The 25,578-nt window shown below is 31.9% G+C and carries 21 protein-coding genes; 5 read left to right on the top strand and 16 right to left on the bottom strand.

Annotated features, from left to right (window positions below):
• Positions 1–15: 15 nt before the first annotated feature.
• Together D6T69_RS02450 and D6T69_RS02445 are read left to right on the top strand one after the other, a co-directional pair.
• The gene (locus tag D6T69_RS02450) at positions 16–4,263 is read left to right on the top strand and encodes a GEVED domain-containing protein (RefSeq protein ID WP_240628353.1); all 4,248 of its coding nucleotides are present in this window, start codon (positions 16–18) and stop codon (positions 4,261–4,263) included.
• Positions 4,264–4,338: 75 nt separating this feature from the next.
• Positions 4,339–6,201: an ABC-F family ATP-binding cassette domain-containing protein gene (locus D6T69_RS02445; RefSeq protein ID WP_125066291.1), complete on the top strand. Its 1,863-nt coding sequence runs from the start codon at positions 4,339–4,341 to the stop codon at positions 6,199–6,201.
• 66 nt (positions 6,202–6,267) lie between these two features.
• Here D6T69_RS02445 and D6T69_RS02440 read toward each other — a convergent pair whose 3' ends face one another.
• The 3 genes from D6T69_RS02440 to D6T69_RS02430 all read right to left on the bottom strand — a co-directional run bounded on the left by D6T69_RS02440 (position 6,268) and on the right by D6T69_RS02430 (position 9,003).
• The gene (locus D6T69_RS02440) at positions 6,268–6,465 is read right to left on the bottom strand and encodes a hypothetical protein (RefSeq protein ID WP_125066290.1); all 198 of its coding nucleotides are present in this window, start codon (positions 6,463–6,465) and stop codon (positions 6,268–6,270) included.
• A 62-nt stretch (positions 6,466–6,527) separates the two neighbouring features.
• On the bottom strand, positions 6,528–7,244 hold the full coding sequence (locus D6T69_RS02435; RefSeq protein ID WP_125066289.1) for a 3'-5' exonuclease: 717 nt from the start codon (positions 7,242–7,244) through the stop codon (positions 6,528–6,530).
• Positions 7,234–9,003 carry a DUF4153 domain-containing protein gene (locus D6T69_RS02430; protein ID WP_125066288.1) on the bottom strand — a complete coding sequence of 590 codons (1,770 nt, stop codon included), beginning with the start codon at positions 9,001–9,003 and terminating at the stop codon, positions 7,234–7,236. Before D6T69_RS02430 ends, D6T69_RS02435 begins: the two co-directional genes overlap by 11 nt.
• Positions 9,004–9,175: 172 nt before the next feature.
• On the opposite strand from D6T69_RS02430, the gene D6T69_RS02425 reads away from it, so the two are divergent.
• Both D6T69_RS02425 and D6T69_RS02420 read left to right on the top strand, forming a co-directional pair.
• Positions 9,176–9,874, top strand: coding sequence for a response regulator transcription factor (locus tag D6T69_RS02425; RefSeq protein WP_047788022.1), 699 nt, complete (start codon positions 9,176–9,178; stop codon positions 9,872–9,874).
• 145 nt (positions 9,875–10,019) lie between these two features.
• The gene (locus D6T69_RS02420) at positions 10,020–11,066 is read left to right on the top strand and encodes a sensor histidine kinase (protein WP_125066287.1); all 1,047 of its coding nucleotides are present in this window, start codon (positions 10,020–10,022) and stop codon (positions 11,064–11,066) included.
• Positions 11,067–11,106: 40 nt separating this feature from the next.
• On the opposite strand, the gene D6T69_RS02415 is transcribed toward D6T69_RS02420, so the two are convergent.
• From D6T69_RS02415 to rnpA, 5 genes are all read right to left on the bottom strand, one after another.
• The gene (locus D6T69_RS02415) at positions 11,107–11,679 is read right to left on the bottom strand and encodes a sugar O-acetyltransferase (RefSeq protein ID WP_125066286.1); all 573 of its coding nucleotides are present in this window, start codon (positions 11,677–11,679) and stop codon (positions 11,107–11,109) included.
• A 17-nt stretch (positions 11,680–11,696) separates the two neighbouring features.
• On the bottom strand, positions 11,697–12,971 hold the full coding sequence (gene purD / locus D6T69_RS02410) for a phosphoribosylamine--glycine ligase (RefSeq protein ID WP_125066285.1): 1,275 nt from the start codon (positions 12,969–12,971) through the stop codon (positions 11,697–11,699).
• Between the two features lie 160 nt (positions 12,972–13,131).
• Positions 13,132–14,811, bottom strand: coding sequence for a DUF6909 family protein (locus D6T69_RS02405; protein WP_125066284.1), 1,680 nt, complete (start codon positions 14,809–14,811; stop codon positions 13,132–13,134).
• A 40-nt stretch (positions 14,812–14,851) separates the two neighbouring features.
• The gene (locus D6T69_RS02400; RefSeq protein ID WP_240628351.1) at positions 14,852–16,354 is read right to left on the bottom strand and encodes a S41 family peptidase; all 1,503 of its coding nucleotides are present in this window, start codon (positions 16,352–16,354) and stop codon (positions 14,852–14,854) included.
• A 112-nt stretch (positions 16,355–16,466) separates the two neighbouring features.
• Positions 16,467–16,886, bottom strand: coding sequence for a ribonuclease P protein component (gene rnpA / locus D6T69_RS02395; RefSeq protein ID WP_240628349.1), 420 nt, complete (start codon positions 16,884–16,886; stop codon positions 16,467–16,469).
• 109 nt (positions 16,887–16,995) lie between these two features.
• Between rnpA and D6T69_RS02390 the strand changes: the two genes are divergently transcribed.
• Entirely contained in the window at positions 16,996–18,174 is a 1,179-nt protein-coding gene (locus D6T69_RS02390; RefSeq protein WP_125066282.1) for an acyl-CoA dehydrogenase family protein, read from the top strand.
• An 85-nt stretch (positions 18,175–18,259) separates the two neighbouring features.
• On the opposite strand, the gene D6T69_RS16145 is transcribed toward D6T69_RS02390, so the two are convergent.
• From D6T69_RS16145 to D6T69_RS02360, 8 genes are all read right to left on the bottom strand, one after another.
• Positions 18,260–18,394, bottom strand: coding sequence for a hypothetical protein (locus D6T69_RS16145; RefSeq protein ID WP_262706665.1), 135 nt, complete (start codon positions 18,392–18,394; stop codon positions 18,260–18,262).
• An 89-nt stretch (positions 18,395–18,483) separates the two neighbouring features.
• Positions 18,484–19,185, bottom strand: a complete 702-nt coding sequence (locus D6T69_RS02385) for a hypothetical protein (RefSeq protein WP_125066281.1) — start codon at positions 19,183–19,185, stop codon at positions 18,484–18,486.
• An 88-nt stretch (positions 19,186–19,273) separates the two neighbouring features.
• Positions 19,274–19,816 (bottom strand): pyridoxamine 5'-phosphate oxidase family protein, encoded by a 543-nt coding sequence (locus D6T69_RS02380; RefSeq protein WP_125066280.1) that lies wholly within the window; start codon positions 19,814–19,816, stop codon positions 19,274–19,276.
• 12 nt (positions 19,817–19,828) lie between these two features.
• Positions 19,829–21,313 carry a glycerol kinase GlpK gene (glpK, locus tag D6T69_RS02375; RefSeq protein ID WP_125066279.1) on the bottom strand — a complete coding sequence of 495 codons (1,485 nt, stop codon included), beginning with the start codon at positions 21,311–21,313 and terminating at the stop codon, positions 19,829–19,831.
• Positions 21,314–21,986: 673 nt separating this feature from the next.
• Positions 21,987–22,664, bottom strand: coding sequence for a response regulator (locus D6T69_RS02370; RefSeq protein ID WP_125066278.1), 678 nt, complete (start codon positions 22,662–22,664; stop codon positions 21,987–21,989).
• A complete protein-coding gene (locus D6T69_RS02365; protein ID WP_125066277.1) occupies positions 22,633–24,594 on the bottom strand; it encodes a tetratricopeptide repeat-containing sensor histidine kinase in 1,962 nt (653 codons plus the stop codon). The genes D6T69_RS02370 and D6T69_RS02365 overlap by 32 nt, the downstream gene beginning before the upstream one ends.
• Positions 24,595–24,681: 87 nt before the next feature.
• Positions 24,682–24,804 (bottom strand): hypothetical protein, encoded by a 123-nt coding sequence (locus D6T69_RS16140; protein ID WP_262706664.1) that lies wholly within the window; start codon positions 24,802–24,804, stop codon positions 24,682–24,684.
• A gap of 165 nt (positions 24,805–24,969) precedes the next feature.
• Complete coding sequence (locus tag D6T69_RS02360) at positions 24,970–25,503, bottom strand: RNA methyltransferase (protein ID WP_125066276.1); 534 nt, start codon at positions 25,501–25,503, stop codon at positions 24,970–24,972.
• Positions 25,504–25,578: the final 75 nt, after the last annotated feature.

The following is a 25,578-nucleotide window of genomic DNA, read 5'->3' as shown; positions in this document are numbered from 1 at the left end:
CTTAAATTGATTCAAATGAACAAAAAGTTTAAATTTCTGATTGGAGGGCTGTCTGTTGCAGCGATTTCAATTATTGGTTCAGATTATCTTAAAAAGCAAGATGTTGCTGATAAATTGGCCGAACAACGTAAAGTACATAGTACTTTTTTAAAGGAAAGTCCTTTAAATGAATCGTTAAAATGGGGGAAAAAAGAAAGAAAACTTAAAGGGTTGCCACCCAATAGGTATTTCGATCAAATGCAATTACTTACCATGAATCCAGCTACAGGAAAAATGGAAGATGGAAGTCTAGCAGGATTGAGAGAAGATCTGTTAAAAAAACGAGCACAACAAAAAAACCCAGGAGACAATGGAAATTCATGGACAGAAAGAGGTCCTAACAATGTAGGGGGACGTACAAGGGTTGTTTTATTTGATCCAAATGACGCTACAAACAGTACTGTATATGCAGGTGGAGTAAGTGGAGGTTTATGGAAAAACACTGATATTAGTAATGCGAACTCGCAATGGACAAGAGTACAAAATGTACCAGGAAACTTATCTGTAACGTCTATCACAGTAGATCCAAGAAATTCTAACAGATGGTATGTAGGTACAGGAGAACAATATACAGCAGGTGACGTAGTAGGAAATGGTGTTTATGTAACTACCGATGGAGGTACAACATGGAATGCAGTTAATATACCAGCAGCTGGAGAAGCAATTATTAATCACAATGCAAGTAATGTTTTCTTATCAGGAATTCATTATGTAAACGATGTATTAGCATGGGATAATGGAGCTTCAACAGAATTATTTGTTGCAGTAGGAGCACATGTGTATGGAGATTCTTCTAGTCCTAGAAATTGGTTAGGGTTACAGTCTGCAGGGTTGTACCGTTCTACAGATAATGGAGCTACATGGAACAGAATAGAATCTGCTAACATGAAGTATGCTTTTGGAGGAAGAGACTATTATTACATAGCTAATGATTTAGAAGTAAGTGCAAATAATACACTATGGATGGGAACTATCGGTTCTGCTTTAGGTCAAGGCGGAGGTAGAGTGTTTAGCTCTACAAATGGAGGTACTTGGACAGAAGCAGCTGCATCTCCATTAACTGAATCTAATAGAGTAGAAATTGAACCTTCTGCTACCGATGCAAATAAAATTTACGCATTAACACAAGGTACAACAAGTACAGCGCCTGTTCATATTTATAAAACAACCAATGCTTTTTCAACAGCAAGTGCAACATCATTACCAAATGATGCTGATACTGGAATTGCAGCAAACGATTTTTGTCGTGGACAAGCATTTTATGATTTAGTAATTGAAGCAGATCCAACAAATGACAATATCGTATATGTTGGAGGTATTGATTTATTTAAAACAACAAACGGAGGTTCTTCATGGTCACAATTATCACATTGGTATGGAGGTTTTGGCCATCAAAATGTTCATGCAGATCAACATTCAATGGCCTTTGGAAATAATGACTCTTCTAAAATATTATTCGGAAATGATGGAGGAATCTATTATTCAGGAAATGCAGGAAGTACAATTAGTGTAAGAAACAAAGGCTATAATGTAACTCAGTTTGTAAAAGCAGGAATTGGTCCTGATGGCGCAGGAGATGTTAATGGAATTTTTAGTGCGGGTGCTCAAGACAATGGAACACAAGCATTTAGAAATGCAGTAGCAGGAATTAATAGTTCAACTGAATTAAGTGATGGTGATGGGTTCTATACCTTTGTTGATAAAGATGGAGACTATATGATTGCAACCTATGTAAATAATGTAATATATAGGTTTAGCTTACCTTGGAACGGATTAGGTAGACGACAAGGAGGAGCAACAACATTATCAAGCGATCAAAATACGGGAGACTTTGTAAACCCTATGGGATACGATAATGATGCAAACCGTCTATTATCAAACGCTTCAACAAGTTCTGCGAAGTCAATTTTGAGTATTAATGTAGCATCAAATTCAAAAGGAAATATTACAAACGCATTATTAGATGCAAGCCCAACTGCTTTTCAAGCATCTCCTTTTACAAATAATGCATGGTTTGTAGGATTAGCGAATGGTAAACTATTAAAGTTAACGAATGTTACAAATTCTAGTGCTACATGGTCAAATATCAATACACCTTTTGTTGGTTCAGTATCTTCAGTAAGGTTTGGAGCTACAGAAAATGATATTTTCGTAACGATACATAACTATGGAGTAACGAGTGTTTGGGCTACTTCAGATGGAGGAGCAAATTGGGTGAGTAAAGAAGGAAACTTACCAAATATTCCTGTAAGAGATATTTTACAAAATCCATTAGATAGAACAGAAGCTATTTTAGCAACACAATTAGGAGTTTGGTCAACATCTAACTTTAATGATACAAACCCTAATTGGAATCAAGCGTATAATGGAATGAGCGATGTTAGTGTTACTTCATTTGATTATTGGAACGTAAGTGGAGATCATGTTACTAACAAAGTAATTGCATCTACCTACGGTAGAGGAGTGTTTACAGGTTCATTTACAAGTAATGCAGCTGCCGATACAGAAGCACCTTCTGCTCCAACTAATTTAGCTGCGAGTTCTATAACAGCAACAAGTTTAACGTTAAATTGGACAGCATCAACAGATAACGTAGGTGTTACAGGGTATGATGTGTACCAAGGAGCAACTAAAATAGGAAGCTCAACAATAACTACATATAATGTAACAGGTTTAACAGCAAGTACAGCATATACATTTACTGTAAAAGCAAAAGATGCTGCAGGAAATATTTCAGCAGTGAGTAATACAGCAAATGCTACTACTACAGCAGCAACAATTACGTATTGTACCTCTAAAGGAAATAGCGTTTCAGATGAGTATATTGGAAGAGTTCAGTTAGGAAGTATTGATAATTCTTCAGGAGGAGGAAATGGATACTCTGACCATACTGGAATTTCTACCGATTTAGAAAAAGGAAAATCAAACACTATTACGATTACACCAACCTGGACAGGAACAAAATACGACGAAGGATACGGAGTTTGGATTGATTACAACCAAGATGGAGATTTTTCTGATGCCGGAGAAACGGTTTGGACAAAAGCTAAATCTAAAGATACTCCAGTGAGCACATCATTTACAGTGCCTAGTTCAGCAGTAGATGGAGCTACAAGAATGAGAATTGTTATGAAGTATAATGCAACACCAACAGCTTGTGAGGCATCATTTTCTTATGGTGAAGTAGAAGATTACACAGTAAATATTACAGCTGCTGTAGCAGATACTCAAGCACCAACAGCACCTAGTAGTTTAGCTTCATCAAGTGTAGCACAAACTACATTAACCCTATCATGGACAGCATCAACAGATAATGTAGGTGTTACAGGATACGATGTATATCAAGGAGCAACTAAGTTAACAACTGTTACAACAACATCTTACAATGTAACAGGATTAACCGCTAATACAGCTTATACATTTTCAGTAAAAGCAAAAGATGCTGCAGGAAATGTTTCTTCAGCAAGTAATACAGTAAATGTTACTACTTTAGATAATGTTGTTACTTATTGTACTTCAAAAGGAAATAGAGTTACTTATGAATGGATAGATTATGTTTCTTTTGGAGGAATGAGTAATACAACTTCTGCAAATGGAGGATATGGTGACTTTACTAGTAAAATAGCAACAGTTACTCAAGGAACAACCAATCAAATTATTGTAAGTGCAGGATTTAGTGGTTCTTCATACACTGAGTATTTTACCGTTTGGATTGACTATAACCGTAATGGAACTTTTGAGGCTAGTGAACAAACTTCTTTAGGTTCGTCTAGTACAGCAGCAAACAGATCAGCTAATATCTCTATTCCAGCAGACGCGTTATTAGGACAAACAAGAATGCGTGTTTCTATGAAATATAACGGAGCATCAACAGCTTGTGAAACTTTTGCAGATGGAGAGGTAGAAGATTATACAGTGAATATTGTTAATTCATCATCTTCAGTAGCAGTCTCAGGTACAAGTGATGAGTTTGCTGAACCATTAGATAAAGAAGCAAAATCAAGCTTAACAGCATATCCAAATCCAGCTGTAAGTAATGTTACTGTAAAATTTGGAAGCAACGAAAATGTAAGTTATAAAATAACAAATACCATTGGTAGAGTTGTGTTAACAGGTAAAACAGTTAATGGTACTGTAAATGTTTCTAACTTAAAAACGGGAATATATTTATTAGAAGCAAATGATGGTAAAAAATCAGAAACCATTAAGTTAATGAAGAAATAAAAGCATTTCTTTTAATTATAATAAAACCTGAGCAATTGCTCGGGTTTTTTGTTTCTTTGCATAAAATTATAGAGAATGAATTACCTATCAGTAGAAAATATAGCAAAATCGTATGGTGAAAAGGTCTTGTTTGAAGATATTTCTTTTGGAATTAATAAAGATCAAAAAATAGCCTTTGTTGCTAAAAATGGTAGCGGAAAAACCTCTATTTTAAACATTATTGCTGGAAAGGATACACCAGATGAAGGACAAGTTATAAGCAGAAAAGGAATTAATATTGCTTATTTGGCGCAAGACGATGACTTGAATCCAGATTTAACCATTGAAGAAACGATTTTTTCTACAGAAAACACTATTCTTCCAATTATTCAGCAATATGAAAAAGCATTGCAAAATCCTGATGATGCAGAAGCATATCAAAAGGCATTTGAACTAATGGAACAGCATAATGCATGGGATTTCGAAACACAATACAAACAAATTTTATTCAAGTTAAAACTTGATGATTTATCACAAAAAGTAGGAAATCTTTCTGGAGGACAAAAGAAGCGATTGTCGTTAGCAATTATTTTAATTAATAAACCAGATTTATTAATACTAGATGAGCCGACAAACCATTTAGATTTAGAAATGATTGAATGGTTAGAAGCCTTTTTTGCGAAAGAAAAAATTACGTTGTTTATGGTTACGCACGACCGTTATTTTTTAGAACGTGTGTGTAATGAGATTATTGAATTAGACAACGGAAAACTATATAAATACAAAGGAAACTATTCGTACTATCTTCAAAATAAAGAAGAACGAATGGCTTTAGAAGCCACAAATTTAAGTAAAGCTAAAAGCTTATTTAAAAAAGAATTAGATTGGATGCGTCGTCAACCAAAAGCCCGTACAACCAAATCTAAATCACGTATTGACGACTTTTTTGAAATAAAAAAGAAAGCACATCAACGTAGAAAAGAACACGAAGTTCAGTTAGAAATTAACATGGAGCGTTTAGGAAGCAAAATTGTAGAGCTTCATAAATTAAAAAAGAACTTTGGAGATAAAGTTATTTTAGATGGATTTGATTACGTTTTTAAAAGAGGAGAACGTATAGGAATTATTGGGAAAAACGGAACAGGAAAATCCTCTTTCTTAAATATGTTAACAGGTAAAATTCCTGTTGATGGTGGAAAAGTAATTGTAGGTGAAACGGTAAAGTTTGGGTACTACACTCAAAAAGGAATTCAAATAAAAGAAGGGCAAAAAGTAATAGAAGTCATCAAAGAATTTGGAGAAGAAATTCCGTTAACTAAAGGAAGAAGAATTTCTGCAGCTCAATTATTAGAACGTTTTTTATTCGACCGAAAAAAGCAACACGATTTTGTTGAAAAGTTAAGTGGAGGAGAGCAAAAGCGTTTGTATTTATGTGCGGTGTTAATTCAAAACCCTAACTTTTTAATTCTTGATGAGCCTACCAACGATTTAGATGTAGTAACGTTAAATGTGTTAGAAAGCTTCTTATTGGATTATCCCGGAAACTTAATGGTAGTATCGCACGACCGTTATTTTATGGATAAAATAGTTGACGGTTTATTTGTTTTTAAAGGAAATGGAGAAGTAGAGAATTTTCCAGGAAACTACTCTGATTACAGAGCATATGAAAGCTCTTTACCACCAGAACCTAAGGAAGAGAAGAAAGTAGCTGAAAAGCAAGAAAAAATACCACAGAAAGGGAAGTTAAGTTATAACGAAAAACGAGAGTTTGGTCAATTAGAAGTAGATATTGAAAAGTTGCAAAAAAAGAAAGCAAAATTAGAAGCGCAATTTACCAACGGAGAAATAGCGATGGATGATATCAATGAAAAATCTTTAGAGCTACAAGAAATTATAGAAAGTTTAGAGGAAAAAGAAGAACGCTGGTTTGAACTTTCGATGAAACTGGAAGGAAATTAATAAAATTTACGTTAAAATAGTAGTTTCTGAGAAGCATTCAGAAACTACTACTTTTAATAATGTTTACTAACATATTAATTCTTCTGGAACACATACAGATTGCTGGCAGCTGTATTCTCGAAAGCAACCAGAACCATCATCTTCTACGGTAAAATCATAACAATCATCTGCTGTTTCACAATTGTTGCCATAATTACCTCCATTAATTGATTTTTGTTCTACCTTACTTAAAGCTCTCCAGTTTTTTAAATTAATTTTTTCCATAATTTGTTTTTAGGTTAATCTTTTAAAGGTAAGTTATTTAAAGTTGATTTAGAATGATTTTTTTAAACATTAACTATATTCTGTTCTTCAATCAAAGGCTTATTTAAAAACCGCAATAAAAGTTGAGCTACCGCTACGGTATCTCGTTCACAATACTCAACAATACGTGATAGATTTTTTTCTTGGTAATATACATTAGCAACTTCACTTCCATCAATATCTTGTTTGGGTGATGGAATTCCTAAAATAGCAGTTAGTAATTTTAAAGAAGTGTAGTGCTTATAATCGCCAAATTTCCATAAATCCATTGTATCTAAATGCGGAACTTCCCAAGGTTTTTTACCAAATAAATTGAGTTTATTAGGCAATTCAATTTGATTGATAATCATACGTCGTGCGATATACGGAAAGTCAAATTCTTTACCGTTGTGTGCACATAAAAGATGGTTTGGATGGTTAAAATGTGTGTCTAACAAATTTTTAAAATCAATCAAAAGTTTATGCTCATTATCACCATAAAAAGAGGTAACTCGAAGTTGGTTTTCACCTTTACGCTCTACAAAATACCCGACTGAAATACAGATTATTTTCCCAAACTCAGCCCAAATACCAGCTCGATGGTAAAACTCTTCAGGAGTAAATTCATCTTTACGTTGATATTGTGTTTTTAAAGCATACAACTCTTGCATTTCAGGAGATAAATCAGCAAATAATTCTACTTCAGGAACGGTTTCAATATCTAAAAACAAGATGTTTTGTAAGTTGATTTTATTCAGCATTTTTTTCTTTGATTAAAACATAAAAAGTAGCATCAGATAAGTAACTTTCTAGAGCGTCATCATCTATTTTAGATAAACTAACACTTTGAAAAATAAGTTTTACATTCAATATTTCAAAATGCTGTTCAATAGTCATTAAATTAGGTGATATATTATAGTTTTTTTGTTGAGCCTTAAGTTTTTTTATCATTTCAGAACAATCAATTTTGCCTATAGAAGCATTACCTTTTGAGATTCTGATGGTGTTTGTTTTTTCACTTAAATAAAAACGATATCCCTGAATTTTATTTTCATTATCATAGCTATTGAGGTACAACCTTTTTAATACATCGTATTTTTGGGTATTAATAGTTAGGTTTTTCTCATCAATATTATAATAACCTTCAAAAAGTAAATTATTTATATCATTAGAATTATCAGTTACTTTTATATCTAAACTATCCATTAATCTATTTTGTAATTGCCAACGGCTATTAGTTTTAAAAGTTGTTTTTGGGTTATAACCTAAGATGTTCTTTACTTTATGCAATTCATGTTTATTGTTTAAGTATCTAATAATAGAACGAAGTTGATTTTTCTTTTCAAAAGTGGTAGAAAAGTTATCTTTTTTAATATCAGTATATATCTTTTCAAATCGAAGAAGTTGACTCTTTGTTGATACCGAAAAAACGCCCCAAAACCCAAAAGAAACTAGAAAAGTAATAAGAGCCAAACTAAAAGGAAATATCTTAATTTTTTTACGTTTACTAAAAAGTATGTAGAGGCACATGGCCAAAATCCAACAAGCTAAAACAAATACGAAATAACGGTTTTCGGTGATACCATATTCATTAATACGTCTAAAAATAGCAACAAAAAGTAAAACAATTAACGGTAATAATAAATAATAAAACCATGGATAAAACTTTTTAATTGTGCGAGAATTTATAGTTTTTTGAATAGGATTGATAAGTATTTGAACAATAAATCCTAAGAAAGAAAGAGCAATAATTAAATAAGAAACCCATCCTTTAGGCAAGTTCCAGTTGATTACTATTTTTAAGCTATAAGCATATAAAATGATGAGGTATAAAATTACTAGCGGAATTAAGATGTACTTAACCAATACCTCTAAAGCTTTGGTGTAGTTAATAGCAAGTTGATTATGAACATCTTTTGGAAAATCAGAAAGATAAATCCAGGTATTTATAATTCCTATGCAAAACACAAAAACCTGAAAAAAACGTTCTCCTTTAAAATCAATAGCAAACAAATGTTTAATAGCCAGAAGTGCTAATACAATTCCTAAATATAAAACCAGAGAGAAAAAAAGACTTCTAACTAAGGCTATAAAAAGGGATTTTAAATAATTAAAATACGCAGATTTATTCCAACTAAACATAAAAGGAGCTACCATTACAAGTAAATGCCCAGTTATGAAGTAAAGAACAAAACGAATGATTGAGTTTTGATGAATTTCAAAACCATCAACCTCAATACTAATATAGAACAGGCTTAGAAAACCTAAAGTTAGTAAGAATATCCAAGTTTTATCTTTTTTAAATTGTTCTTCAAAAAAACGAGTTGCAATCAACCAACTAACTCCTAAAATAAAAGTTAAAATAACCTTGCCGTAAAAAGCACTATCAAAAGTATTAGTTTCAATTGTAAATAAAGTAAATAAGGTACCTACAATTGCCCAGAACAATGTTATAGGGAATCGCTTAAAAGTATTTTTAGCTCTGGAAGTAATTTCCCCAAGAGAAGAAATGATTTTCATAGTAAACAATTTGTATAAAGATACAAAAACGACAAAAAATGAAAAACAAAAGATTTCTTGTATTTCTTTTAAGCAAAAGTTTAGTAAATATTAAATGAACGTTAAGTTAAGGATGCATATAAAGGGTTTATTTTTTTATGATTACTTTTGAGTAACACAATAAAAATGAATAATGAACACTAGCGACATTAAAATTTTACTAGTTGATGATGAACCAGATATCTTAGAAATTGTAGGATACAATTTAAAATCAGAAGGATATCAGGTTTTTACTGCAAACAATGGTGCAGAAGCTGTTAAAACAGCAAAAAAAGTAACTCCACATTTAATTTTATTAGATATTATGATGCCTGAGATGGATGGTATCGAAGCGTGTGAAAAAATTAGAAACGTAAAATCTCTCGAAGACGTTATAATTTCTTTTTTAACCGCTAGAGGAGAAGACTATTCACAAGTAGCAGGTTTTGATGCTGGAGCAGACGACTACATAACTAAACCAGTAAAGCCAAAAGTGCTGATAAGTAAGGTTAAATCGTTATTACGTCGTTTAAAGACAGAAGAAAAAGCAGATACTACTACAAAAATTGGAGATATAGTCATCAATAGAGATGAATATGTAGTTTTTAAAGGAGAAGAAAAAATATCTTTACCAAGAAAAGAATTTGAACTATTCTCTTTATTAACTTCAAAACCTGGAAAAGTATTTAAAAGAGAAGTTATTTTAGACAGTGTTTGGGGAAATGAAGTAGTTGTAGGAGGTAGAACTATAGATGTACATATACGTAAACTCCGAGAGAAAATAGGAGATCACTATTTTAAAACAGTAAAAGGAGTTGGATACAAGTTTGTGCTAGACGAAACAGACAAATAATTTTTAAACCCAAAAATTAATAAGTAGATTGCTAGCTAGCAATCTATTTTTTTATCATGAAATGAGCTATAATAATTCTTGATATTATGCAAGATAACTATTAGCGAATTACATCTGATATTTAAAAACAATAGAAAATAAACAGATGAAAAAAATAAAAAAAACATATAACTACGCACTTTGGTCGGCTTTATACTCAACACTATTATCTATAGTTATAGCAGTATTATCGTATTTATTTTTATTAAATAGCTTAGGAGTAATAACCATTGTAATTTTTGGTATTGCAATGTTTATCATCTCTTTTTTCGTAATTCAATATAGAGCAGAGCACTTTATTTACCAACGAGTAAAAAAGATGTATGAAGATATATCTATTTTGGATGTGAATGATTTAAAAAGAAATAAAGTAACAACAGATGTAGAGGCTTTAACAAAAAGTGTACAAGAATATGTTGAAGGGAAGAGTGAAGAGATAGCGAATTTAACGCAACGCGACTCGTTTCGTCGTGATTTCTTAGGAAACGTAGCTCATGAGCTTAAAACACCACTTTTTACAGTGCAAGGATATATTTTAACGCTTATTGAGGGAGCAGCAGAAGACAAGGAAATTCTTGAAAAATATTTAGAAAGAGCTAACAAGGGTGTAGAACGATTAACGTCAATTGTGAAAGACTTAGATATGATTGCTAAGTTAGAAACAGAAGGTATGAAAATGAACATTCAAACTTTTAACATTATTGAGCTTATTCAAAATGTGTTTGACTTGTTTGAAATGAAAGCAAAAAAGAGAAATATTACGTTGCGTTTTGATCGTGTGTATGACTTTCCTCATTTGGTAAAAGGTGATATTGAACGAATAGAACAAGTACTAATTAACCTTGTTGTAAATTCTATTAAATATGGTAGAGTGGGAGGAATTACTACCGTGAGTGTTGAACCTTATAACCAGCATAAGTTTATCATTAAAATAAATGATAACGGTGAAGGAATAAAGCAAGAACACCTTTCACGTTTATTCGAGCGTTTTTATCGTGTAGATCAAAGTAGGTCTCGTGAACAAGGAGGGTCTGGATTAGGACTTTCTATTGTGAAACATATTATTGAAGCGCATAACGAAACGATTCTTTTAAAGAGTGTACATGGAGAAGGTTCAGAATTCTCGTTTACGTTAGAAAAAGCAATGAAATAAAAAAAGGAGTTGATTATCAACTCCTTTTTTTATCCTTAATTTATTCTAGTTTTTTAATAACCCTACACGGGTTCCCAAACGCTAATACATTATCGGGAATATCTTTTGTAACAATACTACCAGCACCAATAGTTACATTATTTCCTATAGTAACACCAGGTAAAATAACTGAGTTACCGCCTATCCAAACATTATCACCAATAAAGACAGGTTTAGCAGCTGTTAAGTATCGAGTATTGGGTGTTTTAATTATTCTTTCAGAAGCTTTTAAAGGATGAATTGCCGTATATATTTGAACATAAGGAGCAATTAATCCGTTTTTACCAATCGTAATCTTATTATTATCTAAAAAAATACAGTTTGTGTTTACAAACGTATTTTCACCGATTGAAATATTTTCGCCATAATCACAAAAAAAAGGAGCTTCAACCCAAACACCATTTCCTTTAAACTGAAGGAGATCATTTAAAATTGATGCTTTTTCTTGTGTTAATTCTGAATCAAGATTATTATAAAGCTTCAATAATTTACGCGCTTTATGGTATATTTTTATTAATTCAACATCTCTTGAATCATAAAAATCACCCTTAAGCATTTTCTCCTTTTCAGTCACATTACCTATTTTGGCTGTTATTTTAAATCGAATCCAATATCTTTTCGATAATTCATTTTATCAAAAGTTATTTTATCAATGTTTTTGTATGATTTTTCTAAGGCTTCTTCCATAGAAGCTCCAAAAGAAGTAATTGCCATAACGCGTCCACCACTAGTAACTACTTTACCATCTTTTAAAGTAGTTCCAGCATGAAAAACAATAGAATCTTCCACAGTATCAAAACCTGTAATTTCTTTTCCTTTTTCGTAAGCTTCAGGATATCCTCCAGAAACTAACATAACTGTAGTTGCTGTTTGTGGAGTAACTTCATATGATTTTTCTCCTAAAGTTTGCGTTGCAACTCCTTCAAATAAATCGACTAAATCTGATTGTATACGAGGTAATACTACTTCTGTTTCAGGATCTCCCATACGAACGTTGTATTCAACTACAGATGGATTTCCATTATCATTCATCAATCCGATAAAAATAAATCCTCTGTAATCAATTCCGTCTTTTTGCAAACCGTCTATCGTTGGTTTAACGATTAATTCTTCCACTTTCGTTAAAAAATCACCCGTTGCAAAAGGAACAGGAGAAATAGCGCCCATACCGCCTGTATTTAGCCCTGTATCGCCTTCTCCAATACGTTTGTAATCTTTGGCAGAAGGTAAAATTTTATAATTTTTTCCGTCAGTTAAAACGAAAACAGATAATTCAATTCCTTTTAAAAATTCTTCAATAACGACTGTTGATGAAGCGCTTCCAAATTTTTGATTAGAAAGCATTTCTTCTAATTCAGCTTTAGCTTCCTCTAAATCATTTAAAATCAAAACTCCTTTTCCAGCAGCTAATCCGTCTGCTTTTAATACATACGGAGCATCTAATGTTTCTAAGAATTTTTTTCCTTCAGCTAAAGTATCAGTAGTAAAAGATTGGTAGCGAGCTGTAGGAATGTTGTGTTTTTCCATAAACTGTTTCGAAAAATCTTTACTTCCTTCTAATAAAGCACCATCTTTTTTAGGTCCGATTACAGGAATGTTTTTTAACTCTTCATCAGCTAAGAAAAAGTCGTGTACACCTTCTACTAAAGGAGCTTCAGGACCTACAACTACCATGTTGATGTTGTGTTGTAAAACGGTTTCTTTTACCTGTGCAAAATCAGTTGGATTAATGGCTATATTTTTAGCAATAGCATCAGTTCCTGCATTACCAGGAGCTACAAAAAGGTTGTTAATTTTCGTGCTTTCTGAAAGTTTTTTAGCAAAGGCGTGTTCTCTACCGCCCGATCCTAAAATTAGAATATTCATTGTTGTGTGTTGTTGTATTGTGAATGCAAATATAAAATAAGAAAAAGGGCTATGAACAAAACCAGTCTTTAAAATTACATAAAAAAGCTAAAAAGACATCATTTCACTTGAAATAATGCCTTTTTACAGTATAATTAGGTTCTTAGTAGTCGTCCTACGACTAAAATATTTGTTCTAGTATCTTTTGTGTGATAGCGTAAGTTGGTGTTACTCCACTCATTCCAAGTCCTCCAGAAGCAAGGGTAGCACCGGTTTCTAGCGGGTTATCAGAAGCGTAATACGCATAACGTACTTTCACATTTTCTGAAATATTTCCTCTAATTCTTGAGGCAGATTGAATGGCTTTTTGGTAGTGTGCACCTTCCATTTCTAAACCAATTACATTCCAAGTTGAATCGTGGAAGAATCGTAATAAATCTTTATTTTGTAATGAAGTTCCTAACACAGTAATCATTGCGCCATCAAAAACTTGAACACCAAAACCTTCTAAATCTTCTTTTGATAATTCGTTTTTAAACGGATAATTATCAGCAGTTCCCTCAAAAATATGTGAAGAAGGAATCATAATATCTCCTTTACCACCTTCTAAAATACCTGCTTTTCCCATGATAGAAACAGATTGAACATCTAAATGGATTTTTTCTCCTTTTGTTTTATAAGGCTTTAACAATTCATCCATAGTTTCAAAAGCCTGTTCACCAAAGGCATAGTCCATCACAATAATTACAGGGTCTTTTCCAACAGAATTAACTTTGTTAAAAGAGTTTGTTTCAAAATCAATCTTTCTTGTGTCAATTACCTGAACATTGATATTAGTCCCAGATGTATCTTTGATATATATCAATCCGTTTTCTGAAGCATAATTTTTAACGGCAGACTGCAAAGCACTGCTATTGGCATTACTTAATACTTCAAAAAGTTGAAAATCTTTATGTTTTTTAGCTTCTTTTGGTAAAGCATTTTGAGCATAAATACTATTCATTACACTGTGCATATTCGCACTGATTATATGAATAGGGCGCTCTATTAATTCGTTGTCTAACAATACTTTTTTAATGTTGTTAGCCCATATCTCTCCATAATAGTGGTGTCCAATTTCTTCAATTAAAACAGAACTGAATTTAATTGAACGTTTTTGGTCGTATAAAGCTTCATTAATAGCAAGCTTACCTAACCAATAAATGAGATGAAAAAATCTATTAGGATTTTCTTCTGTTGCAAACGTGTTGTAAGCATCATATACTTCATCGTAAGTTCTTCCTAAAATATTACCAAGGTGTACAACAATTACATCTTTTTCTTCATCCGTAAGTGTTTTATTGTGTATTACAATATCTTCTAATAATAGCCATTCACGAATAAAACTTTCTCCATTATTAAAAACTACACGGTCTTTAATTTTGTGAGATTCAATAAATAAAAATGTCAAATGAGTAAGAATGTCATAAATTTCTGAGCGACCTCTAGTAATTTCAATATTCATTTGATTTTTATCAATACGGTAGCAGTTTCTTCTTCTTTTAGGAGGAATAATTGCTTTGAATTTTGAATTACGATATCCTTCGTCAGCAGTTAAATAAATAAACTGACATTCTTCAATTCCTTCAGGTAAGCGTTCAATAACGTATACCAGTCCGTTTAATTCAGTTTTGTTTTCTGCAATAGAACCATAAATTTCTGGACGTAAAGACAATAGTGATTTGCGTAAGGTTTCACCAGAAACACCCATTGGTTTGTAAAAACCGCGACTAAATAAGTGTCGCATTGAAATGTATAAACGCTCAATAGCATTTGTAGATTCTTGGGCTCTTGTACGTTCTTTTAGGATAGGTTTTGACATATGTTTTTAAAGTACAAATATACAAATTATGTTAAAGAAGCTATTTTTTTAAAATACTGTTATATTTTTTAGGATTATTTAGCAAGTTAACAGCATTTTTTATAGTTATATCATTTTTAAATAAATGCTTATACATTCCTTCTTTGTACGCATAACGCTCAATAATTTCATTTTCAATTTCTTTTGATAGAAGATCTTCATTAACCAAAACTTTAGCAACTTTAGCTGCTTTTAATTGTTGGATAATCGCGTTATATTCAGAAGTGATTTTGTTGTTGTTTTCTACTGATTCGTATGCTTTCTGAAAAAGCTTCTCTTCTTTAGATACAAAAGCGGTGTCTTTGCGAAGTAAATACTCTTTAAAGTTATTGAAATCAGAAGAAGAAAAAGTATAGTTTTCAGTAGATAAACTAGGATTTTGATATGTGAAATCAGTTACAAAATTGAATATTGCTCTTGATTTTAGTAAATCATCTGTTTCTTCTGTTTTTTTCGAAAAATTACTTGTTATATCTGGAGTTACCCCTCCACCATCATATACTTTTCGTCCGTTTTGAGTTGTGAATTCATTAAGAGTAGCATCAGAAAACTTAGGTACTTCACCTGTTTTTGGATCCCTATTGGCATAATCTAATTCTTGAATACAACGTCCGCTTGGGGTGTAATATTTAGAAATTGTAATTTTCATTTGGGTTCCATAACTTAAATCAAAGTAACGTTGTACTAACCCTTTTCCAAAAGAGCGCTCTCCCATAATTACTGCTCGGTCGTAATCTTGCAAAGCACCTGAAACAATTTCTGAAGCAGAAGCCGATCGGCCATTAATTAAAACTACAATAGGAATTTCAGCATCTAAAGGAGCTTTATTTGTTTTATAGGTTCTACTGTTTTTTTGAGTTTTTCCACGAGTATCTACAACCTTTAAACCTTTAGGAATAAATAAATTGGTAATGTTTATTGCATCAAATAAAGAACCACCAGGGTTATATCTTAAGTCAAAGACTAACTTTTTCATTCCTCTTTTTTTAAGATCACCAAATGCGTTCACAACACTTTCAGTAGCTTTTTGACTGATAAATCGTGTTAAAACTATATATCCTGTTTCAGTATCAATCATATCGTAAAAAGGAACAGGATCTAAAACAACTTTATCAAGTTTAACTGACACACTTTTTGTTTGACCGTTTCTTTCTACTTGTAAAGAAAGTTGTTTCCCTGGAACTCCTTTTAACATTTGTGAAAATTGATTTCTCTCCAAAGCAGCTAATTCTTGTCCATTTACATTAGTAATAATATCACCTGCTTTTAAGCCAGCTTTATCAGCCGAAAAACCTTTATAAATTTCAGAAACCACAATTCCTCTTTTGGTGTAAAATGTAGAAATACCAATACCTCCATATTCACCTTCACGACGAATACGTGCATCTTCAACATCTTGTTCGTTGTAAAAATTAGTGTATGGATCTAAATTTTTAAGGGTGTTTTTTATCGCCTTGTCAGTTAAATCACCAGGGTTGATTTCATCAATATAATTAATGTTCAACTCTTTAAAAAGGTTGTTGTAGATTTCAATTTGTTTCGCAATCTCAAAAAAACGAGATTGAAAAGAAAGGAAAAGGGAGATGACTATAAGGGAACTAAAAAAAAGGAATTTTCTATTTTTCATCTTGAGTAACTTCTGTAATAAACTGTGTTAATAATTTCTTCATTTTATGCTCTATATCGGCATATTTCCATTCATCTCTTGCAAGATAAGAAATCATAAACACATATGGTTTATCTAGAGTCTCATAAATAGTATGCTTTTCTTTACGGTAGGTTTCACGAAGTAATCGTTTTATACGATTTCTATCCACTGCTTTTTTAAAATTACGTTTAGGTACAGAAACTCCAACTTGTACAGGAAATTTAGAGGTATGTTCGGTTTGTATATATACCATTCTTAGTGGAAAAACTTTTATCACTTTTCCCTCCTCATATAGTCTTCCTATGAGCTTTTTGCTTTTTAAACGCTCCTCTTTTCCTAAAGTAAATCTCATTAGTACAAACATACGCAAACCTGCACGAATAACCATTTTTTTAAGTATTTTTGAAACAATTCTTTTAAGAAACCACAAAAAACAAATCGCGATTAATTTTACATTTCTCTTATACAATTAGTAGAATTAATTTTAAAACATATTTATGAAGTCTGATTTATTTCAAGCGCCAGATTATTATCAAGTAAATGATTTATTAACTGATGAACATAAACTTGTTCGCGATACAGCTCGTGAATGGGTTAAGAAAAACTTGTCTCCAATTATAGAAGAATATGCACAACGTGCTGAGTTTCCAAAGGAATTAATTAACGGATTGGCAGAAGTGGGAGCTTTTGGATCTTATATTCCTGAAGAGTACGATGGTGCTGGGTTAGACCAAATTTCTTATGGGTTAATTATGCAAGAGCTAGAAAGAGGTGATAGTGGAATTCGATCTACTGCTTCAGTACAGTCCTCTCTTGTTATGGGGCCTATTTATAACTACGGAACCGAAGCTCAACGACAAAAATATTTACCAAAATTAGCTTCTGGTGAATGGATGGGAAGTTTTGGGTTAACAGAACCTAATCATGGTAGTAACCCTGGAGGAATGGAGACTAAGTTTAAAGACATGGGAGACCATTATTTGTTGAATGGAGCAAAGATGTGGATTTCAAATGCGCCAATTTGTGATGTAGCAGTTGTATGGGCAAAAAATGAAGAAGGTCGTATTCATGGTTTGATAGTAGAACGTGGTATGGAAGGTTTTTCTACACCAGAAACTCACAACAAGTGGTCGTTAAGAGCATCTATTACTGGGGAGTTAATTTTTGATAATGTAAAAGTTCCAAAAGAAAACTTATTACCTAATAAATCTGGGTTAGGAGCGCCATTGTTGTGTCTTGATTCTGCACGTTATGGTATTGCTTGGGGGGCTATTGGTGCTGCAATGGATTGTTACGACACAGCGTTACGTTATGCGAAAGAACGTACACAATTTGGAAAACCAATAGGACAGTTTCAGTTACAACAAAAAAAGCTAGCGGAAATGATTACCGAAATTACGAAAGGACAGTTGTTAACTTGGCGTTTAGGAGTATTAAAAAATGAGGGTCGTGCAACATCAGCACAAATATCTATGGCGAAACGAAACAATGTGGACATGGCATTAAAAATAGCACGTGAAGCAAGACAAGTGTTAGGTGCAATGGGTATTTCTGGAGAATATTCAATTATGAGGCATGCAATGAATTTAGAAAGTGTAATAACCTACGAAGGAACGCACGATGTACATTTATTAATCACAGGATTGGATATCACAGGATTAAATGCATTCAAATAAAAAAGAAGAAGAAGCACTCAAACGTTAAACCACTAACACATTATTAAAGAGTGCTTCTTCAATCAACTATTAAAACTAAATTTACCTACCCTTTCTTCTTGCCACCATTAACAAGAATTAAAAGAGCGGCTACTAAACCTATACAAACTAAACCGAAAATAATCATCATAATGGTTCCGTTTGTCCAAGATACCATTGGGATGTTCATTAATTGTACCATTTCTTCTTATACTTTACTGTCTCAAAAGTACAAGCATAGTTTAAGTAAAAACATGATTTTTATCAGGGTTTTTAAATAAAGTAAAGAATTTAGTAAAAAAGATTTTTTTTAGGAAGTAAGTTGTTTTTTACTTTTGGATTATTCAGAATTACGGTTTTATACTCCTCAAAACTTTCATAATTATTTGGAGAATCTTTAATTTGTTCATAAAGAAAAGATTTATCTTTTTGAGGATAAATAATAATAGTTTCTCCAAATCTTAAATCAAATAGTTTCATATTTAAAAGTAAGATTGAAAAACCGTCAGGGCTAGAAGAAAAAACCCAATCAAATTTATTATTTGATGTTTTAAAATACCCTTGAGCTGTTAAATAAGGATAGTTTCTTGAATCTACTAAGGTTGTTTCTTCAGTTTTTTTATCATTTGTTAAGATGATTAATGTTAGTTTTTCTATAACTTTATCACTATCAGGGCTTATAAATTCACCAATTCGAACTCCTTTAAAAATATATTTTTCCTTTTCAATAATAAAAGGAACACTAGAAACGGCATAATCGTATTCGGCTACAGGAAAAGGCGATTTGTTTAGTGGGTAACTTTCAAAGACTTCAGTGTATTTTTCATACGTTTCAATATCTTGTTTAAACAAAACCGAGTCCCATTTTGTATTATCTAGGTGTTGGTTAGCTTTGCTTTCTAATGCTTCAAGGCTCCAAATAATTTTATTCGTGTTTTTTTTAAGAACTGTAGTTTTACTTTTTTTACAAGAAAAAAGAAGTATACTAAACATTAGAAATAGCAGTGTTTTTTGTGTCATTTTGAATGGTTAATTAATCATTTTATAAAGAAAGTTTACTAGTTAGATGTGTAAATAGGTATTACTTTTTTAATAAAGAGTCAAAGCCATCGATACTAGTTTGGTTTCTGTCATTCCAATATTGTTTAATTCCTTCTTCACCTTTTTCAATAGCCCAATCATTTAATTGATTTCGTTCTCCTTGGTATTCATAAAAAGGAATAGACATTCCGCAAGAGGTTTGTACGTTTTCAACAGAAACAATAAATATTTGACGAGTACCTGGAAGTTTAGGAAATAACTTGACATAATTTTCCCATTTATCATGAATTGGAAGAATTTCTTCTGCTTTTCCATATAACCTGAGTATGTTTGGAGCTCCTTCAAAAGCACAAAACATAATTGTTATTCGGTTGTCAGCTAACAAATGTGCAGAGGTTTCGTTACCGCTTCCTGTAACACTTAACCAAGCTACTGTATTTTCGTTAAGTATCCTAAAGGTGTCCATTCCTTTTGGAGAAAGATTAATTCGTCCTTCTTTTGCTGCTGTAGCAACAAAAAAGAGCTTTTGTGCTTCAATAAACTGTTGAATTCTAGTTGTTATTTTATCGTAAAACTTTGCCATGATTTTTATTTTTTAATCAATCCAATCTTTAGTACGTTCAACAGCTTTTTGCCAAGTACGGTATAATTTTTCTCTTTTTTCTTTAGAGAAAGAAGGGGTAAATGTTTTGTCTATTTTTCTTTTGTTAATTATGTCGCTTTGTTGCCAAAAACCAACACAGAATCCAGCCAAATAAGCAGCTCCCATTACGGTGGTCTCAATTTCTTCAGGACGCTCTACAGCTACATTTAAGATGTCTGCCTGAAATTGCATCAGTAAATTATTAGCACATGCTCCGCCATCTACTTTTAAAGAAGAGAGTTGAAGCATGCTATCTTTTTGCATAACATCTAAAATATCTTTGGTTTGATAAGCTAATGATTGTAATGTGGCTTTAATTAAGTGATTTTTTCCTGTATCACGAGTCAAACCAAAAACAGCACCTCTAGCGTACATATCCCAATACGGAGCACCCAAGCCAGCAAAAGCAGGAACTACGTAAATTGGGTTTTCTTCGGTAACTTTTTCAGCAAAAAGTTCACTTTCTTCAGCATTATTAATAATTTGTAGTCCATCTCGTAACCATTGAATTGCTGAACCAGCAACAAAAACACTTCCTTCGAGAGCATAATACACTTTGTTGTTAATTCCCCAGGCAATCGTAGAAATCAAACCGTTTTCAGAATATTCTAAGTTTTCCCCTGTGTTCATCAACATAAAACACCCTGTTCCGTAGGTGTTTTTTGCTTCTCCTTTTTTAAAACATGCTTGTCCGAATAGTGCAGATTGCTGATCTCCTGCTATTCCAGCAATTGGAATTTGAACTCCTTCTAATTCGTAGTTTCCAAAATGAAAAGATGAAGGTTTTACTTCAGGTAACATTGAAATTGGAATGTTTAGTTCTTTTACTAAGGTTTCATCCCAACACAAGTTTTTTATATTATATAGCATGGTACGTGATGCATTGCTATAGTCTGTTGCATGAACTTTTCCATTGGTTAAGTTCCACAAGAGCCAAGAATCAATAGTTCCAAATAACAAATTTCCTTTTTCAGCTTCTTCTTGAGCTCCATCTACATGATTTAATACCCAATGAATTTTAGTTGCAGAAAAATAACTGTCAATTACCAATCCAGTAGTTTTACGCACATAGTTTTCGAGTCCAGTTTCCTTAAGCAACTCGCAAGTATCAGCAGTCCGTTTGTCTTGCCAAACAATAGCATTGTATATTGGTTTACCTGTGTTTTTATTCCAAACTACAGTTGTTTCACGCTGATTAGTAATACCTATTCCTGCTATTTGTGAAGGTGATATTTTAGCCTGCTCAAGAGCTTGTTGTAAGGTTTTTAACTGAGTTTGTAAAATTTCATTAGCATCATGTTCTACCCAACCAGGTTGCGGGAATATTTGTTGAAACTCTTGTTGAGTTTTTGCTATAATCTTTTCTTCTTTATTAAGAATAACTGTACGACAACTAGTTGTTCCTTGGTCTAGAGCAATAATATATTTTTGAGTCATTTAGGCATAAAATGATTAAACGCCTAATTTACAATTTTAGTCATATGTAATAAAAAAAACCTTCTAGAACTTCTAGAAGGTTTACACGTTTAAGTTTGGTTAGTTAACTTTTAGTGTCTTAGAGCATATCCAGCACCTTTACCGAATTCGGCTAAAACTGAAAGTAAAGTGTTTAAACCTTTGCTCGTCTTGCGTAGTAGTAATTTTCCCATTTTTAAAATAATTTAATTCCCCTTAAATTAATTGTCATTAAAGAATGAACACTACAAATATATGTTGATAATCAGAGGTATAAAACGGGATTTCCGAAGTTAAAAATGCAATTTTCCGAAAGAGCATAAAAAAACCTTCTAGAAATTCTAGAAGGTTCATTATTCCCCTTAAATGTCTTTTTTCAATTAATCTTGAAAAGAAGATGTTACAAATGTAAAGAGAGATTGAAGGCTAAAAAAGGGTATTTCCGCAAAAAAAAGTGTGGTTTTCCGCAAGAGGTTAAAAAGGAGCTATTTTCAAACAAAAAAGCCTCTAGATATCTAAAGGCTTTTTTTTATATTCTCTCTCTTTCAAGATTCTTCCCAACAATGGTTTTGAATTCTTTTGCGAAAGTATTCTTTGTTTCTAATGTGTAAAAAGGGATAACCGTAAAAATAAATGCGTATTTCCGCAATAAGGGTTAATCTATAATTCCTAATTCTTTTGCTTTTAATACTAGGTCTGTATTGTTATTGGCTTGTAGATCTGTTCTAAGCTTAGAAAGTTTGCTTTCTATAGAGCGGACTTTAATTAATGACCCATCACTTTTTTTAATTAAACCTTCTAGATTAGAAATTTTAGCATGTTTAGGAAGCTCTTTTAAAATTTGGATGGCAATATCATCCATTTGTATTTCTACTAAAGCTCTTTTTAAAAGTTTTTGATGGATTTCATGCGTATAATATACCTCTCCTTTTAACATTTTTTGAATAGCAAAGGTTAGCTCATCAGTGCTACACTTTCCTTTTAAAATATAGGCAGAAGGGTTTAAATTATGTATTACATTAAAAATTCTGTTTGTTTCAGAGTGCCCTGTAATTACACCTACTTTAATAGGAATTTCTTCTTTAAGTATAGACTTTATAAAAGCTTCTCCACCATCTAAAACAACATTTTTACTTTGATTATCAAAACTCAAATCGGTAAAAACAATATGAAATGGATTTTCGTTTAAACTTGATTTTATTTTAGAAAAAGCTTCGTCACATGAATTTGCCGTTTCAATCTCTAAACCATCTATATCTTTCAAATATGAAAGAATTCCTTCAAGAATTAACTGATGGTCATCAACTAAAAGTATTTTTGTTTGTCCAGCCATTTAGGGGTATTTGAATATCGGTTTGGGTTCCTTTACCTACTTCACTATTAATGGTTAACGTTCCGTTTAACTCTTCAATGCGCTCTTGTAGGTTTTGTAAACCAATTCCTTTTTTACTAATCTTGGTATCGAAACCAATACCATCATCAATAATACCCAAATGTACGTATTTTTTATGTACAGAAAAATTGATAATTATCGTACTTGCTTTTGCATACTTTTTACAGTTTTGGATGCTTTCTCGAGCGCTTAGGTACAACAAACGCTTTATGGAATTATCAACTGTAGTCCAATTATAGTTTTGTAATCCGTTTACCTTTATTTTAAAATCAGGGTCAAAATAATCACTCACTAAATTAATAATTTGATTTTTAAAGGAAACCTTATCAAAACTAACACTACTTAGTTGATGTGATAAATTACGTACATTTTCTTTTACTGCATCTAATTTTTGAGCTTCTTCTAATAAATTAGACTTTTCTAACTTACGATGTAGTAAGCGTAAATCTCCTGCTACTTCATCATGCAAAGATTTAGCTATTTGTTTGCGTTCATGTTCTCTTACTTGTACTTGTTGTAGTTGTGCTTGATACAATAACTTTCTTCTACGTTGAAAATAAAACATAACACTAAAACCAAATAGTAAAAGACCAACAGCAGCAGCTAGCCACCCTATCGTTTTTTGTTGTTTATGATAAAGTATTTCTGCTTGCTTTTGTTGATTTTCCGTTTTTAAAACCACATTTTCTTTTTCTTTCTTATCGGTTTCATATCTAATTTTAGCAAATTGATTTTTTAACCTACGCTCGTTTTGAAACAAACTGTCATTTAAGGTAATGTACTCTTCTAAATACTGTTTTGATTCTTCTCCTTTTGTAAGTTCTGAAAGGTTTTTTAAAGCCTCTAACCAACGTTTATTGTTTTGGGTTTGTTGGGCATATTGTAAAGCTTCATTAGCATGAAATAGAGCTTTATTAGTTTGATTAAGGTTTTTGTAATAATCAGAAATGTTTATATGTGTGGTACAAAGACCACTATAGTCTTTTAATTTTTTACGAAGAGTAAGAACTTCATTATATTGTTGTAATACATTTTTTTTGTTGCCTAGTAAAAAATTACTTGAAGCAAGGTTTTCTAATAATAAAGCATATTGAGTCGGATATTTGTGTTTAATACTATCAAAGGCCAATCCTTTTTTGAAGAAATTAACAGCTTTTTGATGTTTTTTTTGTTTTTGATACAGAAGGCCAATATTATTAGTTATATATAAATAACCAACACTATTTTTATTTTCTTTGTTTATTTTAATAGCTGTATCATAATGTTTTAAAGCTTCATGTTTTAAATTAAGTTCTCCTGAAACAAGCCCCAAACTATTATATACTCTTTCTAGATATTGATAAGATTTTATAGGTTCTAAATATTTTAAAGCTTCAATTAGGCTGATTTCAGCTCCTAAATAATCCTTAACATCTTTTTGTATAAGCCCTATACTTAATAAACGTCTACCAACGGCTAGTGAGTCGTTTAACTTTTTTGAAATATCTTTTGATTGATGGTAATAAAAATAAGCGCTATCAATATTTAGTAGTACTCTTTGTTCTAGGGCTTTAAAGTGTAGATGCTTTGCTAATAACGTAGAATCTTTAGTGCTATGATATAAGTTGTAAATATTTTTATTTGCATATTGAACATCGTTAAGGGAATTGTTATAAAAGCCTTGTACTCCTAATTCAATATTTGACTTTTTAATTAGGGAATTAACCCCTGATTGTTTAGCAAAATATGTCGCTTTTTTGAGAAAAGGTATTTTTTTATTACGATATGTTTTATTTGCCTTTTCTAAATAAAAAGAAACAGAATCTTGCTCTTTTTGTTGAGCAAAAAGAAAAGAAGAATAAAATACTATAAAAAAAAATAGTTTATTCATTTTTTTAAAAACAAAACCATTACTTTTCAAAAGTAATGGTTTTAATTTAAGTGTTACAAAAGTAATTTTAATATTGTTTGCTAAGGGTTACTTACCGTCTCCACCTTGACTACCACCATCTCCTCCTGTATTATCACCACTTGTTGTAGGATCATCAACCGTATCAGGGCTTAAACTCATTGCTGTTTCTTTTAAGTACTTGTTTTCCATGTTAAATAGGGTTTTTAATTACAAAATAACTCTTGGGGATGGGGGTAATCAAGTGTCTAATGTAATAGGTTTTTAGGAGAAAGTCAAAAATTTAACACTCTACTTTTAAAAGTAGAATAAATAGTATTATTGTAAAAAAGAAGTTATAAACTCTAAATAAGAAGATTACTTCGTTTTCATTTTAGTAAACAAATCCCACAACACTACGCCACAGCTCACCGAAATATTTAAAGAGTGTTTGGTACCTAGTTGAGGTATTTCGATACACATGTCAGAAGCAGAAACGACTTCTTGTTGTACACCTTTTACTTCGTTACCAAACACTACCGCATACTTTTGGTTAGTTTCAGGGGTGAAAGTATCTAACATCGTACTATTTTCAGCTTGTTCCACAGATAAGACCTTTACATTTTCGGCTTGTAGTTTTTCAACCAAGTCTATAGTGTTTTCAATATATTCCCAATCTACAGATTCAGTAGCGCCTAAAGCAGTTTTATGAATTTCTTTGTTAGGTGGAGTTGCTGTAATACCACACAAGTAAATTTTTTCAATTAAAAAAGCATCCGAAGTTCTAAAAACAGAACCTACATTATTCAAACTACGGATATTATCCAATACTACAATTATAGGGGTTTTATTAGTTTGTTTAAACTCTTCAACGGTTTTTCTACCTAGTTCGCTGTTTTTTAATTTTCTCATTTTTGTTAGGTAACTTTTTGAGGTCAATAGCTAAAAGCTAATGACTAAAAGCTAATGACTAAAGACTTTTTTCTA

This window comes from Tenacibaculum singaporense, from assembly GCF_003867015.1.
GTDB classification, from domain to species: domain Bacteria; phylum Bacteroidota; class Bacteroidia; order Flavobacteriales; family Flavobacteriaceae; genus Polaribacter; species Polaribacter singaporensis.
This window is presented reverse-complemented; position numbering and strand designations above follow the sequence as displayed.